At 47.3% G+C, this 16,257-nt stretch carries 13 protein-coding genes; 9 read left to right on the top strand and 4 right to left on the bottom strand.

The features are described 5' to 3' along the window. Positions 1-284: 284 nt before the first annotated feature. From yjfF to AC2CG4_RS05675, 4 genes are all read right to left on the bottom strand, one after another. Complete coding sequence (gene yjfF / locus AC2CG4_RS05690; protein WP_484485323.1) at positions 285-1,241, bottom strand: galactofuranose ABC transporter, permease protein YjfF; 957 nt, start codon at positions 1,239-1,241, stop codon at positions 285-287. After that, positions 1,234-2,256: an ABC transporter permease gene (locus tag AC2CG4_RS05685; protein ID WP_484485322.1), complete on the bottom strand. Its 1,023-nt coding sequence runs from the start codon at positions 2,254-2,256 to the stop codon at positions 1,234-1,236. The genes yjfF and AC2CG4_RS05685 overlap by 8 nt, the downstream gene beginning before the upstream one ends. A 63-nt stretch (positions 2,257-2,319) precedes the next feature. Beyond that, a complete protein-coding gene (locus tag AC2CG4_RS05680) occupies positions 2,320-3,816 on the bottom strand; it encodes a sugar ABC transporter ATP-binding protein (RefSeq protein ID WP_484485321.1) in 1,497 nt (498 codons plus the stop codon). A 161-nt stretch (positions 3,817-3,977) separates the two neighbouring features. Beyond that, complete coding sequence (locus AC2CG4_RS05675; RefSeq protein WP_484485320.1) at positions 3,978-4,922, bottom strand: ABC transporter substrate-binding protein; 945 nt, start codon at positions 4,920-4,922, stop codon at positions 3,978-3,980. Positions 4,923-5,183: 261 nt separating this feature from the next. Here AC2CG4_RS05675 and AC2CG4_RS05670 point away from each other — a divergent pair, with 261 nt between their 5' ends. The 9 genes from AC2CG4_RS05670 to AC2CG4_RS05630 all read left to right on the top strand — a co-directional run bounded on the left by AC2CG4_RS05670 (position 5,184) and on the right by AC2CG4_RS05630 (position 16,101). Beyond that, positions 5,184-6,155, top strand: a complete 972-nt coding sequence (locus AC2CG4_RS05670) for a glycoside hydrolase family 43 protein (RefSeq protein WP_484485319.1) — start codon at positions 5,184-5,186, stop codon at positions 6,153-6,155. Between the two features lie 120 nt (positions 6,156-6,275). After that, entirely contained in the window at positions 6,276-7,970 is a 1,695-nt protein-coding gene (locus AC2CG4_RS05665) for a ribulokinase (protein WP_484485318.1), read from the top strand. Then, complete coding sequence (locus AC2CG4_RS05660; RefSeq protein WP_484485317.1) at positions 7,970-8,662, top strand: L-ribulose-5-phosphate 4-epimerase; 693 nt, start codon at positions 7,970-7,972, stop codon at positions 8,660-8,662. The genes AC2CG4_RS05665 and AC2CG4_RS05660 overlap by 1 nt, the downstream gene beginning before the upstream one ends. Positions 8,663-8,787: 125 nt before the next feature. Then, complete coding sequence (araA, locus tag AC2CG4_RS05655; protein WP_484485316.1) at positions 8,788-10,290, top strand: L-arabinose isomerase; 1,503 nt, start codon at positions 8,788-8,790, stop codon at positions 10,288-10,290. A 271-nt stretch (positions 10,291-10,561) separates the two neighbouring features. Then, entirely contained in the window at positions 10,562-11,164 is a 603-nt protein-coding gene (locus tag AC2CG4_RS05650) for a beta-phosphoglucomutase family hydrolase (protein ID WP_484485315.1), read from the top strand. Between the two features lie 177 nt (positions 11,165-11,341). Beyond that, entirely contained in the window at positions 11,342-12,679 is a 1,338-nt protein-coding gene (locus AC2CG4_RS05645) for an MFS transporter (protein ID WP_484485314.1), read from the top strand. Positions 12,680-12,712: 33 nt separating this feature from the next. Next, positions 12,713-13,681: a glycoside hydrolase family 43 protein gene (locus tag AC2CG4_RS05640; protein WP_484485313.1), complete on the top strand. Its 969-nt coding sequence runs from the start codon at positions 12,713-12,715 to the stop codon at positions 13,679-13,681. A gap of 508 nt (positions 13,682-14,189) precedes the next feature. After that, complete coding sequence (locus tag AC2CG4_RS05635) at positions 14,190-15,728, top strand: methyl-accepting chemotaxis protein (protein WP_484485312.1); 1,539 nt, start codon at positions 14,190-14,192, stop codon at positions 15,726-15,728. 73 nt (positions 15,729-15,801) lie between these two features. After that, on the top strand, positions 15,802-16,101 hold the full coding sequence (locus tag AC2CG4_RS05630) for a hypothetical protein (protein ID WP_484485311.1): 300 nt from the start codon (positions 15,802-15,804) through the stop codon (positions 16,099-16,101). Positions 16,102-16,257 lie beyond the last annotated feature (156 nt).

The raw sequence follows: 16,257 nt of genomic DNA, 5'->3' as shown, positions 1-16,257 counted from the left end.
CTTGTGGTATAGCGACGCTATTCTCCGCTGTTTGAAAGTGATTCATGAGGAAAAGCTTTGTTCGGTGGCGATCTATTTGTTCCTAAATAGACTTGGCGAGATATCGATACAACATTATAAACGGAGTTGCGCAAAACTACCTGTTTTGCTTTGGTGAAGTCAATTATCTTGCCTAACTTCTGGGTAGGTGCAGTGATTTGTAACGGAGGTAGAAGGGAGGAATAGAAGGAATCGAGGAGTGAAAAGAAGCAGGGCGGGTTGTGAGGAATCCCGCCCTGAAATGATTATCTCGGTTTACTTCGCACCAACAACTGCTGTAATGCAATAAAACAAAAGAGTAATAATCCAATCACAATTTTTGTCCACCAGCTGCTTAGCGTTCCGTCAAATGAAATATAGGTTTGTACTACACCCATAATCAGCACGCCCATGAGGGTGCCGAACATGTAGCCGTAGCCGCCGGTTAATAGTGTGCCGCCTATAACAACTGCGGCGATTGCGTCCAGCTCTACGCCGACGGCGGCGAGGGAATAGCCGGAGAAGGTGTAGAAGGAGTAGACGATGCCCGCGAGGGTCGCGAGAAAGGCGCTGATGGCGTAGATGCGAATGGTGGTTTGTGCGAGTGGAATACCCATGAGTGCAGCGGAATTTGCATCGCCACCCACGGCGTAAACGCGGCCGCCGAAGCGAGTGTAGTGGGCGATGATAATTGCGGCGACTAATACCAACAAACAAATGATCGTTGAGGTGCCGACCCAGGCATCGCCAGGGAGCATAAAACCAAACTCCGCTACTTGATGGTAAAACTCGTGTTCGATGGGAATCGACTCTTCGCTGATCACACTCGCCAAACCGCGCGCAAAAAACATTCCTGCGAGTGTGACAATAAACGGTTGCATTTTGTAGTAGTGAATAATCGCGCCCATGATTGCGCCAAACGCTGTGCCGCCAATTAATACCACGGGAAATACCGCCAGTGGATGCCAGTGGTATTGGCTGATTAATACGCTGCACACTACGCCAGTTAATGCGATAACTGCGCCGACCGATAAATCGATGCCGCCCGATAGAATCACAAAGGTCATCCCAACAGCGGCAATAATTAAAAAGGCATTATCGCTGAGCAAATTAAACAATACCCGCGAACTACCAAAGCCTTCAAATTGAACGGCGCCAATGCCAAATAATAAAAAGAATAAACAGCAGGTGACGGCGAGCGGAATAAATTTTGGATTAAGCACGGTTAATCTCCTTGTTCTTTTTGCTCCAGAAATTTAACTGGCTTAATTGTTGTTGAAAGCGAGGAGATTGCATTAGGAGTACGATAATAATCGCGCTGGCTTTGATCAGCAGATTAAATTTCGGTGGAATGCCACTGAGGATGATGGTGACGCTGAGCGTTTGAATAATCAGCGCGCCAATCACCGCGAGGAAAATCGAAAAGCGTCCGCCCATTAGTGATGCACCACCAATGACTACCGCGAGAATCGCATCCAGTTCTAACCACAAACCGGCATTGTTAGCATCGGAACCTTTAATGTCAGCGGCGGCAATCATACCGGCAAGTGCTGCACACAAACCCGCAACACAATATACACTCATTTTAATCGCTTTTGCATTCAAGCCCATGTAATGGCTTGCCGATGGATTGGCACCCACCGCCTCAATGTATAAACCCAACGCTGTTTTGCGCGTTAATAATTGCACGATAATAAAAGTGATAATTACCAGCACCACGGGGAAGGGCAGACCGAGAAAATCGCCGGTGCCTAAAAAGGCAAAGCTCGCGTGATCAAACGTGACTATCTGACCTTCATTCATTAATTGCGCAATGCCGCGCCCGGCAACCATTAAAATTAATGTGGCAACAATGGGCTGGATGCTCATATAACCGACAAGAAAGCCGTTGATTGCACCGGCAATTAATCCGGCGAGCAAACCGGCGCCGATAATAATCGCGAGGTTATCAACACCCTTGGTGATGTAATACGCGCTAGCAGCACCGGCGATAGCCATGATCGAGCCAACCGATAAATCTACGCCGCCGGTTGCAATCACTAGCGCCATACCTATGGCGAGTAACGCAACCGGTGCTGCGCGATTTAATACATCAATGACACTGCCGTAAAAACGACCGTCTTTAAATTCAATATGAAAAAATTCCGGCGCGATGATGGCGTTGATTAACAATAACAACAGCAAACCGGCGCAGGGCCACAAATAGCGGCGCAAGTTTGGATTTTTGCTTAGGTTCATAAACTTCTCTTTGTTTTTATGGATCCCCACTGCGGAGGATGACGATTCCCATTTAACTATTGTTTAACTCGCTGCAATCGCCTGCATAATGCGTTGCGGATTAATATCGCTGCCTTCCAACTCGGCAACTTTATTGCGGTCGCGCAATACAATCACTTTGCTGCTAAAGGCAACCAATTCTTCCAATTCGGATGATGCAACCACTAGCGCCAAACCTTGATCGCACAGTTTGCGGATCAAGCGAATAATTTCGGCGTGAGCGCCAATATCAATTCCGCGCGTAGGTTCATCGAGAATTAACAGCGATGGATTGGCTGCGAGCCAGCGCGCGAGAATCACTTTTTGTTGATTGCCGCCGCTTAATTGTTCGATGGGTTTTTCAATATCAGAGGTCGCAATACTCAATTCTTTTACGTATTGATTAGCGATAGCTTCCTGCTCTTTGCGCGAAATAAATTTCCACCACCCCTGTTTGATCTGGCGGGCAAGAATCATGTTTTCGCGAATAGACAATTGGCCGAGAATGCCATCGTGTTTGCGGTCTTCCGGGCATAGCCCTATGCCTGCATCAATTGCGTCGCGCGGGGATGAAAAGTTGACGGCTTTGCCATTAAACATCACTGTGCCGCCGTGTTTTTTATCAACACCAAACAGCAAGCGGCACAGTTCCGTGCGACCGGAACCGAGTAAACCGGCAAGGCCAACCACTTCACCTTTGCAGACTTGAATATCAGTAGGCGACAAAGTAGCGGCGCGAGCGATTCCGGAAACGTCTAACAAGGCATCGCCACATTCGGATTTGCTTTGCGGTTTGTGTTCGCCCAATTCGGCCAGCTCTTTGCCGAGCATATGGCCAATCAGTTCACTGCGCGACAAGGTGGCGGTTTCAAATTCACCGACTAGTTGCGCGCTGCGCAATACGGTAATGCGATCGCACACAGCATAGACTTGATCGAGAAAGTGCGTCACAAACGCGATGCCTATGCCGCGCGCTTTTAAATCGCGCATGATACGAAACAGTGATTGCACTTCATCGGCATCGAGGCTCGCGGTGGGTTCATCCAGAATCAATACTTTTGCAGACATATCCACGCCGCGTGCGATGGCGATTAATTGCTGCACCGCAATCGAGTAACGTGAGAGAGGCAGTGTGACGTCTATATCCAGATCGTAACCTGTTAATAATTCCTGCGCGTCGCGATTCACTTTATTCCAGTTGATTAAACCGAAACGGCGGGGCTCGCGACCGAGGTAAATATTTTGCGCAACCGTGAGATTGGGCAACAGGTTTACTTCCTGATACACAGTGCTAATACCGAGATCCTGTGCGTCGCCGGTGTTGCCGGGGATGATTGGTTTTCCTTCTAATAAAATCTCACCGCCATCGCGCTGGTAAACACCGGTCATCACTTTGATCAGTGTTGATTTACCCGCGCCATTTTCACCAAGTAATGCGTGAATTTCTCCCGCGTATAAATTGAAATCAACACCCTTTAAAGCGTGGACGCTGGGAAATATTTTGTGGATTCCTTTGAGTTGTAAAACAGGAGTCGTATTCATTTTTAAAAATCGCTTTGTTTTAGGAATTAGCACATTATTTCGGGATGCTAGCGAATAGGGTTGGGCGACCGTGCACAGCATGGATGCTGTGCCCGAGCCTACATGGAAGTATTGACGGCGAGTCGCACAACCCTATTCGCTAGTGTCCTTGCGCCAAAAAATTATTTAGCACCACGCTTCGCCAATTCATCCGCCGCATTTTCCTGCGTATAAACCGCGTCACCCATACGAATCCATTTATCGAAATCTTTTCTTCCGTCGCGATATTCATTGATCACATCAAACGCAGGGCCACCAAGATGCGGGCTTAACTCTACCGATACATTAATATCGCCTGCGACAATCGCTTTCAGCGCATCGTCAACTGCATCAACCGATACAATTAAAATATCTTTACCCGGCTGCAAACCCGCTTCGCGCACAGCTTGAATTGCACCCAGCGCCATTTCATCGTTATGCGCCCAAACTGCACAAATGTCTTTGCCGCCACCGGCCGCCTTAAGCATGGTTTCCATTACCTCTTTACCTTTAGAGCGGGTAAATTCGGCAGTTTGGCTGCGAACAATTTTGGTTTCCGGAAATTTTGCGATGGTCTCGTTAAAACCCTTCATGCGGCCGATGGCAGCACTTGATCCAACAGTGCCTTGCAGTTCCAGAATCGAGCACTTGCCTTGGGTTTTTTCGGTAAGCCAATTTGCTGCGCGTTGGCCCTCCAATTCAAAATCCGGGGCGATACGGGTGAGGTAGAGGGATTGATCGGTAACGGATACGTTGCGATCCAGAATCACTACTGGAATGCGCGCGCGTTTGGCCTCCATCAACACCGGCTGCCAACCGGTTTCCACTACTGGTGCAATTAAAATGGCATCCACGCGCTGCGCAATAAAACTTCGAACCGCCTTAATTTGATTTTCCTGTTTTTGCTGGGCATCAGAAAATTTCAGGGTGATGCCGCGTTTTTCCGCCTCTGCCTTTACTGATTCAGAAAAGCTGGTGCGCCAGCCGGATTCAGAACCCACTTGGGCGAAACCCACAGTGAGTGCATTGGCGGTGGCGCTAATTCCGATAGCGGCGGCGAGCGTGAGGGTTTTAAACAGGGTTCTCATAGGGCGTCCTCGTGGGTAGTGCTACTTGTTAGATTTGGGCACGGTGCTCATCATGCCTGTTAATTATTCTTAAAGTCATACAATATAAAGAGTGTCGTTAGGCCGAAGCAATGCAAATTACGCAGGTTTACGGATAATTCATCACTATCGGTACACACTGATAAAACTTTTCGCGGTTAAGACTTGATTTAATTGTATTATAATATCAATATAAATCAACCCCAGCGCATATGCTGGTTGATGAGAATAAGAGAGGTATAGATGCGAAGCTTAATCAAACCCCTAGTCCTGACTTTAGCGGCTGTTGCAGCAAGCGCGCAGGCCGCCAACCCGATTTTTACCGATGTGTTTACCGCTGACCCAGCGGCCATGGTGCATAACGGCAAGGTCTACCTCTATGCAGGGCATGACGAAGCGAAAGACAACACTAAATTTTTTGAGATGCACGATTGGTTGGTCTACTCCTCAGATGACATGGTCAATTGGGAATCCCATGGTCCGCGTCTGCGGGTAAAAGATTTCAAATGGGCTAAAGGCGATGCCTGGGCGAGCCAGATTATTGAGCGCGACGGCAAGTTCTATTGGTATATCACCACGCGCCACAATGACACCAAGCCCGGTTTTGCGATTGGGGTCGCAGTGGGCGACAGTCCGCTCGGGCCTTTTAAAGATGCACTGGGCAAGGCTTTGATTACTAACGATATGACGACTGATACACCCAACGATTGGGACGATATAGATCCTTCCGTTTTTATCGACAATGACGGCCAAGCCTATCTGTTCTGGGGTAATAGCAAGGCCTATTACGCCAAGCTCAAGAAAAATATGATCGAGCTAGACGGCCCGATTATGGAAATTAAAGGTTTGCCCGACTTCACTGAAGCTATCTGGATCCATAAGCATAAAGACAACTTCTACCTGTCTTATGCCATGGGTTTCCCCGAAAAAATCGGCTACGCAATGAGTAAGAGCATCAATGGGCCTTGGCAATACAAGGGCATTTTGAATGAGGTGGCGGGCAATACGCCGACCAATCATCAGGCGATTATCGAGTTCAACAGCAAACACTACTTCATTTATCACACCGGAGCCGGGCGTCCAGATGGCGGGCAATATCGCCGTTCAGTGAGTATTGATGAGTTGTTCTACAACCCCGATGGCACCATCAAACGTATCATCATGACCAGCGAAGGTGTGACGGCCAACAAGGCTGTAAAGCCCGCTAAGAAATAGACGTTCAGGCGCTCTTTAACCCCGTGAAAGCAATTGACATGGGGTTCTCTAATCTGAATAATATTGTCATACAATATTAACATCCTCTAATGAGGCAATAGTATAAAAATGGGTGGATATATGACCTCTTATGCCTTGGGGCTGGACTATGGTTCTGATTCTGTCAGAGCTCTGTTGGTAGATGCCCTGACTGGTAAAGAAGTGGCCAGCAATGTGGTGTATTACCCGCGCTGGAAAAAAGGTTTGTATTGCGTTCCGGCGAAAGATCAATTTCGCCAGCATCCACTCGACTATTTGGAAAGTCTTGAGCAAGTGGTGCGGGGTTTGTGGAGCGCGGCTCCCGCTGGCGCTGCACAACAAGTTGTCGGCATTAGTTTTGATACCACTGGCTCTACACCGGTGGCGGTCGATCGTGAAGGTGTGGCGCTCGCGCTAAAACCGGAATTTGCTGAAAATCCGAATGCGATGTTTGTCTTGTGGAAAGACCACACAGCCATCAAAGAAGCACAAGAAATTACTGAGGCTGCTAACAAATCAGCAACGAACTATTTGAAATACGAGGGTGGAATTTATTCGTCCGAGTGGTTCTGGGCAAAAACCCTGCACGTATTGCGTGAAGATGCCGCCGTTGCTAAAGCGGCCTACCTCTGGGTTGAGCATTGCGATTGGATGTCAGCCGTTTTGACTGACACCACCCACCCGAGCCAATTGCGCATGGGGCGCTGCGCTACAGGCCACAAATTAATGTGGCATGAAAGCTGGGGCGGTTATCCACCCAATGATTTTTTTGCGGGTATCGATCCTTTATTAAATGGTCTGCGCGATCGTTTACCGGCTGAAACTTTTACTTCTGATCAAGTGTGTGGCGGCCTCACTGCCAAATGGGCCGACAAACTTGGTCTGCCAATTAATACACCGGTAGGTTTTTCTGCATTCGATTGCCATATGGGGGCCGTCGCCGCCAAAGTAAAACCTGGTGTACTCACCAAAATTATGGGCACCTCAACTTGCGATATTACCGTCGCCACTTACGCGGATGTTGGCGATAAATGCATCGCTGGAATTTGCGGTCAGGTTGATGGTTCAGTAACACCGGGCTTGGTTGGTTTGGAAGCAGGGCAGTCTGCGTTTGGCGATCTGTACGCATGGTTCCGCAATCTGGTGAACTGGCCGGTTGCCAATATTTTGCAAAACTCTTCGCTGCTTGATGAAGAAACCAAACAAAAACTCGCGCAAGAAATTGAAGATAAAACGCTTATCGAATTAAGCAATGCCGCAAGCAAGTTAGCGATTGGTGAGACGGGTATTACCGCGCTGGACTGGGTCAATGGCCGCCGCACACCGGATGCCGATCAATCGGTTGCTATGGCGATTGCCGGATTAAAAATGGGCAGCGATGCGCCGCATATTTTTCGCGCTTTGGTTGAAGCAACTGCATACGGTGCGCGCGCTATTATTGAGCGATTTAAGCAGGAGGGTGTGGCGATCAACTCGGTAGTAGCGATTGGCGGCATATCCAAAAAATCTGATTTTGTCATGCAAACCTGTGCCGATGTGTGGAACTGCCCGATCGAAGTATTAGAGAGCGAACAAAGCTGTGCACTGGGCGCGGCGATTTTTGCGGCGGTTGCCGGTGGCGTTTATCCCAATGTGGAAACGGCGCAGAAAGTGATGGCATCCAGCGTGTGTAAAACCTATCTGCCTAATGCTGCCGCTGCTGCAAATTATGAAGGCTTGTATCAGAAGTACCTCAAACTCGGTGCATTTGTCTCTGCATCAAAAGCTGAGGTTGGTAGTGCTGGAGGTAAGGCTTAATGAGCTACATCGAATTAAAACGCGAAGTCTTCGAAGCCAATATGCAATTAAACCGCCGCAATCTGGTGGTGTATACCTGGGGCAATGTATCGCAAATTGATCGCAGTAAAGGTGTGATTGCAATCAAACCGAGCGGCGTTGCTTATGAAGTGATGACGCCGGACGATATTGTGATCGTGGATATGGAAAACCAAATTGTAGAAGGGAAGATGCGCCCTTCATCCGACACCAAAACCCATACCCATTTGTATCGTCATTTTGAAAGTATCGGTGGCGTGACTCACACTCATTCGACTTATGCCACTGCTTGGGCGCAAACCCAGCAAGCGATTCCGTGCTACGGCACCACTCATGCAGATTACGCCTACGGCGAAATTCCTTGCACAGCGGTGATGACCGACGAACAAATCGAACGCGATTACGAAGAAGAAACCGGTGTGCAAATTACCGATTGTTTTAAAACGCGCAGCCCAACAGAAGTACCCATGGTAATTGTTGCCGGTCACGCGCCTTTTACCTGGGGTAAAAATGGTGCGGATGCGGTGTACCACGCAGTGATTCTGGAAGAAATTGCACGCATGGCGTACTTAACCAAAACCTTACAGCAACAAACTGCGCCGTTAAAACAGGGCATTGTAGATAAACATTATTTGCGCAAGCACGGAAAAAATGCCTATTACGGGCAAAAGTAATCTGATCAATATCGTTGATGGGTATCGTTGCACTCCACCCATCCTACGGTAGCAAATTGTAGGTTGGGTGGAGCGCAGCGATACCCGACACAAAAATTGAAAAAATATTTCCTGAGGAAAACAAAATGAAAATCTACGGCGATAAAGAAGTCTGGTTGGTCACCGGTTCACAAGATTTGTATGGTCCAGGCGTATTAAAACAAGTCGCCGAGAACAGTCAAAAAATTGCAGCGGGTTTAACTGAGTCTGCCAACATTTCTATCAAGGTTGTTGCGCAAGACACGGTTAAATCACCGAAAGAAATTTTGGCGGTCTGCCAAGCGGCTAACAGCAACCCCAACTGTGTGGGTTTGATTCTGTGGATGCACACTTTCTCTCCCGCAAAAATGTGGATCGCCGGGTTAAGCGCATTGAGCAAGCCTTATATGCATTTGCACACCCAGTTCAATGCAGAGCTGCCGTTTGCAGAAATTAACATGCACTTTATGAACCTCAACCAGTCGGCTCACGGCGACCGCGAGTTTGGTCATGTGAGCACGCGTTTGCGTCAAGAGCGCAAAGTGGTTGTGGGTCACTGGGCAACTGAATCCGTACAAAAACAAATCGACAGCTGGTGCCGCGTGGCAATGGGCTGGTATGCCAGCCAAAACCTGAAAGTGGCGCGCTTTGGCGACAACATGCGTCAAGTGGCAGTAACCGATGGCGATAAAGTTGCAGCGCAAATTAAATTTGGTTACGAAGTTCATGCCTATGGTTTGGGCGATTTGCAAAAAGTGGTTGATGCAGTCACCGATGAGCAAGTTGCAGCGCAAATTGAAATCTACAAAAAAGAATACGATGTAAACCCGGGTATTTTTGATGATGAGCATCAATACCAAATGCTGAAAAACGAAGCGCGTTTGGAACTGGGCATGTTGAAATTTTTAACTGATGGCGAGTTTGGTGCGTTTACCAACTGCTTTGAAAACCTGACGGGTTTAACCAACTTGCCGGGTCTGGCAACCCAACGTTTGATGGCGGCTGGTTTTGGTTACGGCGGTGAAGGCGATTGGAAAACTGCCGCTATGGTTCACATCTGTAAAGTCATGTCCAAAGGCCGCGTGGGTGGTTCATCCTTTATGGAAGACTACACCTATCACTTTGGTGCAGTTGGCCAAGTATTGGGCGCGCATATGTTGGAAGTTTGCCCAAGTATTTCAGCGGCAAAACCAAAATTGGAAGTGCACCTGCACACCATCGGTTGCCGCAATGACATTGCGCGTTTGATTTTCACCGGCAAAGCGGGCCCTGCGCTGTGTATTTCTTTGATCGATATAGGCACCCGTTTCCGTGTGATTATCAATGAAGTTGACACAGTAAATCCTCCGCAAGAATTGCCGAAGTTGCCAGTGGCTAAAGCCCTGTGGGAACCGCGCCCTAACCTGGAAATTTCTGCTGCTGCCTGGATTCAAGCTGGTGGTGCGCACCACAGTGCTTACACTCAAGGTGTCACTGCAGATGAAATTGTTGACTATGCAGAAATGGCCGGTATTGAAGCGGTTGTGATCGGTGAAGACACCACCGTGCGCGCATTCAAAACCGAACTGCGCCACAACGCGGCTTACTATCATTTGAAAGATGGCGTTTGACTTAAATCTGTTTGCATCTGTAATGAATCAGGGCGCAATAGATGGGTCGCTATAAATAGGGTGCAATAAATAGGGCGCAATAAATTGCGCCCCTACGGTTGCGCGGTTTGTAGGGGCGTGATTTATCACGCCCAATGTATGCCCGATAAATGCAACGCGATGTAATGGAGTGACGATTTGTAGGGGCGTGATTTATCACGCCCATAATCAGGGTGTGGTTTAGCGGAATCTGTGCTCTAATTTCTGCCTTCAATGGCAAACAAGAGAGTAAATGATGTACGACCATTACGCAGCACTGATTTTTGATATGGACGGCACGCTGGTAGATAGCGGCCAATTACATGAGTTTGCATGGAGCGCCATGTTAAATAAATACGGTATTCCCATTGATCGCCCCTTGATGCGTTCATTGGCAGGGGTGCCCACTAAAGGCACTATTGAAATACTGTTGCAAAAATTCAACCTCAAGGTGGATGCCAGCCTCGATGAAATGAATGATTTTAAAGAGCAGGTTGTGCATGACAATATGCACAAGTATGTAAAGCCCACTGCACTTCTTGAAGTGGCGCAGAAATACCACGGCATAAAACCTATGGCGATTGGCACAGGTGCATACACACAGGAAGCCGAAACTATTTTGAAAATTTGTGGCTTGGATAAATATGTCAGTGCCATTGTAGGCGCTGATCAGGTACAAAATCCGAAACCCGCACCGGACACATTCTTGCGCTGTGCAGAATTATTGGGTGTTGATCCAAAACAATGTGTGGTATTTGAAGATTCAAAACTGGGTTTGCAAGCAGCGGCAAGCGCAGGTATGGCGGGAATTGATGTGCTATTAGTACACGCGGTAGAAAACGATTATTTTTTATAGCTCCCGTTAAAAACAGTTAGAAAAAATAATATAAAAGTCAGCAAGAAAGATTAGCAATAAAGGTTAGTAAGAAAGAACAAACCGAAAACGGTGAGAGATAAAGGAAGCGGCATTTACTCATAGCGTAATGCCGCTTTTTTTACACATAAAAAAATATAAATACGAGGTCAAATAATAATGCAGTCACAGAAATTAAGCGTGGTTGAAAAAGTCGGGTTTGGTGCCGGCGACATGGCCATTAACGTTATGGTTGCGGCACTTTTCTATTTTATGTCGTTTTACTATACCGATGTGTTTGGCCTTGATCCTGTCGATATGGGCATCTTGTTTCTCGTTGCACGTTTTGTCGATGCCTTTACGGATCCCTTGATGGGGGTCATTACTGATCGCGTAAAAACCCGCTGGGGAAATTTCCGCCATTGGTTTTTATATCTGTCTATTCCCTATGGCTTTTCAATAGTATTGTTATTTACTACGCCTGATTTTAGTTACAACATGAAGCTAGTTTGGGCCTACGCCACTTACTTATTTGCAACGTTAATGTTTACCGGTGTGGCCATTCCTTATATTTCCTACATAGGTGTATTAACGGCTGACCCGAAAGAGCGTTTGTCGGCGAATGGCTATCGTATGTTTTTTGCAAAAATTGCCAATGTCGCGATTGTCTTTTCCGTGCCGTTACTTGCCACTGCCTGGGGTGGCGGTGATTTGGGTAAGGGATATCAGTTGGCTATGACGCTGGTGTCTGTTTGCGGTGTAGTGTTGATGCTATTTTGTTTTGGCACGACACGCGAGCGTATTGAGCATCGCGTGGAGCAGCAAAGCATTTTGGTGCAGCTCAAAGTCCTGTTGAAAAATGATCAGTGGTTGTTGCTGTGTGCGGCCTGTGTATTGGGAACCTTGGGGTACGCAATTCGCGGTAGCGTTGCGTTGTATTACGCTAAATATTTTTTAGGCGATGAACAATTGGCCGGTTATTTCGCTAGTTCCGGTATTGCCGCATCGATTGTCGCGATGGTGGCCAGTACCTGGATTACCAAGCGTTTTTGCAAAATTAAATTATTCCGCTGGTCGCAGATTGCGGTATTGATTATTTCGATTGCGATGTACTTCGCCGTGCAACCAGGCGATGTAATGCTCGCCTTTATCCTGTACATCCTGCTGTCGTTTGTGGTGGATTTGCACGCGCCGGTATTTTGGTCGGCGATCGCCGAGGCGGTGGATTACGGCGAGATTAAAGACGGTGTGCGCGCCTCCGGTTTATCTTTTGGCGGCATATCGTTTTGTCAAAAAGCGGGCGGTGGTTTGGCAGGTTTGACCGGCGGACTATTGCTGGCCTATTTCAACTATGTTCCTAATGAAGTGCAAAGCGCGGCAACACTGAATGGTTTGGCGCTAATGCTCACCATTATTCCGGGTGTCTTTCATGCGCTTTTAGGATTCATTTTGTTTAAATATAAAATTTCAGATGACTACTATCGCACTATGATCGATGAAAAACGCGTCGATCACTAAGAACTACGTTTTGAAAAATATTGGAGAGAAATTGTGAGTGAATTATTAAAACCCCTGATCCCGCAGCGCGCCGATCCATTTATCTATAAACATACCGATGGCTATTATTATTTTACCGCCTCTGTGCCGCAGTATGACCGCATTGAATTACGTCGCGCTAAAACTATTGCGGAATTAGCTGCGGCACCCACAGTTGATGCATGGCACAAACCGAAAACCGGGCCTTACAGTGAATTGTTGTGGGCGCCGGAAATTCATTTCAATCAAGACCCACAATCGGGCGAATCGGCCTGGTATGTATATTTTGCCGCAGCACCCAGCCGTGAAATTAAATTCGATTTGTTTCAGCATCGCATGTATTGCGTGCGCAATAAAAACGAAAATCCACTTGAAGGTGAGTGGGAATTTATGGGCCAAATCGATAGCGGTATAGATACCTTTTGTTTGGATGCGACCACCTTTACCCACAATAGTGTGCTCTATTATGTGTGGGCGCAAAAAGATGTAAATATCCGTGGCAACTCCAATTTGTATATCGCGCCGATGAAAACCCCCTGGCAATTAGCAGGCGAGCCGGTGATGTTAACCAAACCGGAATTCGAGTGGGAAATTCGCGGCTTTTGGGTGAACGAAGGCGCCTCAGTATTAAAACGCAATGGCAACATTTTTATCAGCTACTCTGCCAGCGCTACCGATGAAAATTATGCGATGGGTTTATTGTGGGCGGATGAAAATGCCGATTTGTTAGATCCTGCCAGCTGGATTAAATCGAAGGAGCCAGTGCTCTGCTCGGATATCCCCAATAAAATTTTTGGCCCGGGCCACAATAGTTTCACCTACGCGGAAGATGGCGATACGGTGATGTTGGTTTATCACGCGCGCACTTATACGGAGATAGAAGGCGATCCATTGTGGAATCCTGACCGCCATACCTTTGTAAAACCTCTGCGTTGGAACGAGCAGGGCATGCCGGTATTTGGCAAGCCATCGATGATTGACTAGTTGTAGACGACCTGCGTTTACTTCTTGTTTTTCCGTTAACAAAATCCACTCTCCGCCGCACGGTGAGTGGATTTTTTTTACTGCTTGTTGCGCGTACATAAGTGTAATTTTTAGTTAAATTCACCTGCAAATATTCTGCATAAATAGCTATCTCTGCCTATAGTCATTTAGGTGCCACACAGGGTTGCGGAGCGCGATTTTTAGGGCGGTAATGTTGTTGATTTTTGATTGGTGCAGTTAACTTATGCACACCGCAATTGATTGGCCGCCAAGATTCTGTCGATTTAAATCTTCTTTTGTTGTTGGGTTTTGTTAGCGTCATGTTTTTGTTCAAATCACTGCACCTTATTCCAGAATAATTAAATTTCTGCAAATTTATTGCGCATCATTCTAATAATGGAATAATAAAAGATGTATTTAAGCGACCATCTGCTAATCTAGCGCGCAAATTGTGACCGGCATCACACACTGTTTTTCGTTATTTTATTTGTCTCAAACCGAGGTGTAAGTGAAAAATTTATCACTTAAATGGAAGATTTTGCTCAGCGTTACCTTGACCTGTATCGCCGCTGTTGTTGTAACCACGTTAGTTACTGTTCGTTCGGGCATTGCAACAACCGAGGCGGCAATCATTGAGGATACGCGCACCTTGGCACAAGTTTTAGGTGAAGCAAGTATTGGTGCTATGACGTTTGATGATAGTGCGACTGTTGGCGCTTCGCTGGGTGCTTTGCGGGTAAGTCCGCGGGTGTTGAGTGCAGTGGTTTATAACAACAAAACCCCGTTCGCCTGGTACGAAAAAAATACGGATTCAAAAACAATTCCGCGTGAATTGTCAGGCGGTCCGCGTGCGACTGGTATTCAAACCAATGGCAGGTTATTGGTTATTACGGAAGGTATTAAAGCTGATGGAGCGGATATAGGCGCGATCAGTTTGCGTGTGGATATGTCTGAGGTCGATGCCATTATTACCTCAGCGATTTTTTCGGCGTTAGGCCTGATATTGGTCATCAGTTTGGTGGCGGCGTCACTTGCTTATGCGGTGCAATTAAGCATTGTGCGCCCGGTTAATGATGTGGTGACCGCGCTGCGTGATATCGCCCAGGGCGAGGGGGATTTAACGCGTCGATTGCCGGTAACCGGTAATGATGAAGTGTCGGAATTGGCGCGTTGTTTCAATCAATTTGTGGAGCGTTTGCAATCGATTATTTCCAGCGTTGCGCAGACTGCACGTGAGGTGAGTGATAACGCGGTACATCTGTCGCAAATGTCGCGCGACAACGAGCGTGAAATTCGCACTCAGCAAACTGAGATTGAACATATCGTTGGCGCGGTAAAAGAAATGGCTGGCGTAGTGCAAAATGTCACCATCAGTGTGACTGAAACTGCGGATAAATCCTCTCAGGCCGATAGCGCAGCTGCCTCGGGTAAAACGCTGGTAGTGAATACCATGGGGCAAATTACTCACTTGTCCGGTGACATTAAAACCGCAGCGGATGTGATTGATCGTTTGCGCAAAGAAACCGTCAGTATTGGCTCGGTGTTGGATGTGATTCGCGGTATTGCCGAACAAACGAATCTGCTTGCCTTAAATGCGGCAATTGAAGCAGCGCGCGCTGGTGAGCAAGGGCGCGGCTTTGCGGTAGTAGCTGATGAAGTGCGTACGCTTGCCTCCAAAACTCAAACATCTACCACTGAGATTCGCGAAATGATTGAGCGTTTGCAGTCCGGTTCGCATGAGGCGGTAGAGATGATGGCGGCAGGAACTAATCAGGCCGATACCGCTGTAGTACAAGCGAATGATGCGAGTCATGCGCTGGAGCGCATCACTGAAATTGTAAGTGTTATTCGCGATAGAACGAATCAGATTGCCGCTGCTTCTGAGCAGCAAAGTGCAGCTACCCGCCAAATTGAAACCAATATTGATCGCATTTCATCTGTCGCCACTCACACTGCAGAAAGCTCCAGCCGTATTACCACTAACACTGGCAATCTAGCTGAAATGGCTGCGCGAATGGCTGAGTTGGTCGGGCGCTTCCGGGTTTAATATTTTTGTAAGGTTTTTTTTTGATTTGTGTTATCGATTTTTTAATCTTGTTCTTTTGTTAAGAGGAAATTCCATGAAGTCGTTTGTTATTGCCGCTACTTTTTTTGCATCATGCTTGGCTACCTCAATGGCAACAGCCGCTTGCGAAAAGCCTGCAGCTAAACCAGAAATTCCCGATGCAGCCACCGTGGTTACCGCACAAATGGTAAAGGCTAACAATGATATGAAAGCTTATATCAAAAGTGTAGAAGCTTACTTGGGGTGCGCTGGCTTGCCGCGTTCATCTGAGAAGAAAGAGTTGGATGATTTGAAACAAATTGCAGATGATTTCAATGAGGTTGTACGTGCATTCAAAGCGAGATCTGCAGGCTAATATTTTATTAATAGCCAGTTAGATGTTGTGAAGAACCCGCCTCGTGCGGGTTTAATGAGATGGTTCCCCTCCCTCCGAAGTCTAAACTTGGGAGGTAATCTTCAAGAGGAGCCATCTCATGTCCAACATCACCTTACTCGGTATCGATTTAGGCAA

The organism is Cellvibrio sp. ATLC23, from assembly GCF_057196725.1.
Note: the sequence above shows the minus strand (reverse complement) of the source record. Positions and strands in the feature narration are given on the sequence as shown.

Coding starts and splice junctions, on each gene's coding strand:
- AC2CG4_RS05645 (WP_484485314.1), top strand. CDS start 11,342: ATGCAGTCACAGAAATTAAGCGTGGTTGAAAAAGTCGGGTTTGGTGCC.
- AC2CG4_RS05660 (WP_484485317.1), top strand. CDS start 7,970: ATGAGCTACATCGAATTAAAACGCGAAGTCTTCGAAGCCAATATGCAA.
- AC2CG4_RS05675 (WP_484485320.1), bottom strand. CDS start 4,922: ATGAGAACCCTGTTTAAAACCCTCACGCTCGCCGCCGCTATCGGAATT.
- AC2CG4_RS05650 (WP_484485315.1), top strand. CDS start 10,562: ATGATGTACGACCATTACGCAGCACTGATTTTTGATATGGACGGCACG.
- AC2CG4_RS05670 (WP_484485319.1), top strand. CDS start 5,184: ATGCGAAGCTTAATCAAACCCCTAGTCCTGACTTTAGCGGCTGTTGCA.
- AC2CG4_RS05685 (WP_484485322.1), bottom strand. CDS start 2,256: ATGAACCTAAGCAAAAATCCAAACTTGCGCCGCTATTTGTGGCCCTGC.
- AC2CG4_RS05630 (WP_484485311.1), top strand. CDS start 15,802: ATGAAGTCGTTTGTTATTGCCGCTACTTTTTTTGCATCATGCTTGGCT.
- AC2CG4_RS05680 (WP_484485321.1), bottom strand. CDS start 3,816: ATGAATACGACTCCTGTTTTACAACTCAAAGGAATCCACAAAATATTT.
- AC2CG4_RS05665 (WP_484485318.1), top strand. CDS start 6,276: ATGACCTCTTATGCCTTGGGGCTGGACTATGGTTCTGATTCTGTCAGA.
- araA (WP_484485316.1), top strand. CDS start 8,788: ATGAAAATCTACGGCGATAAAGAAGTCTGGTTGGTCACCGGTTCACAA.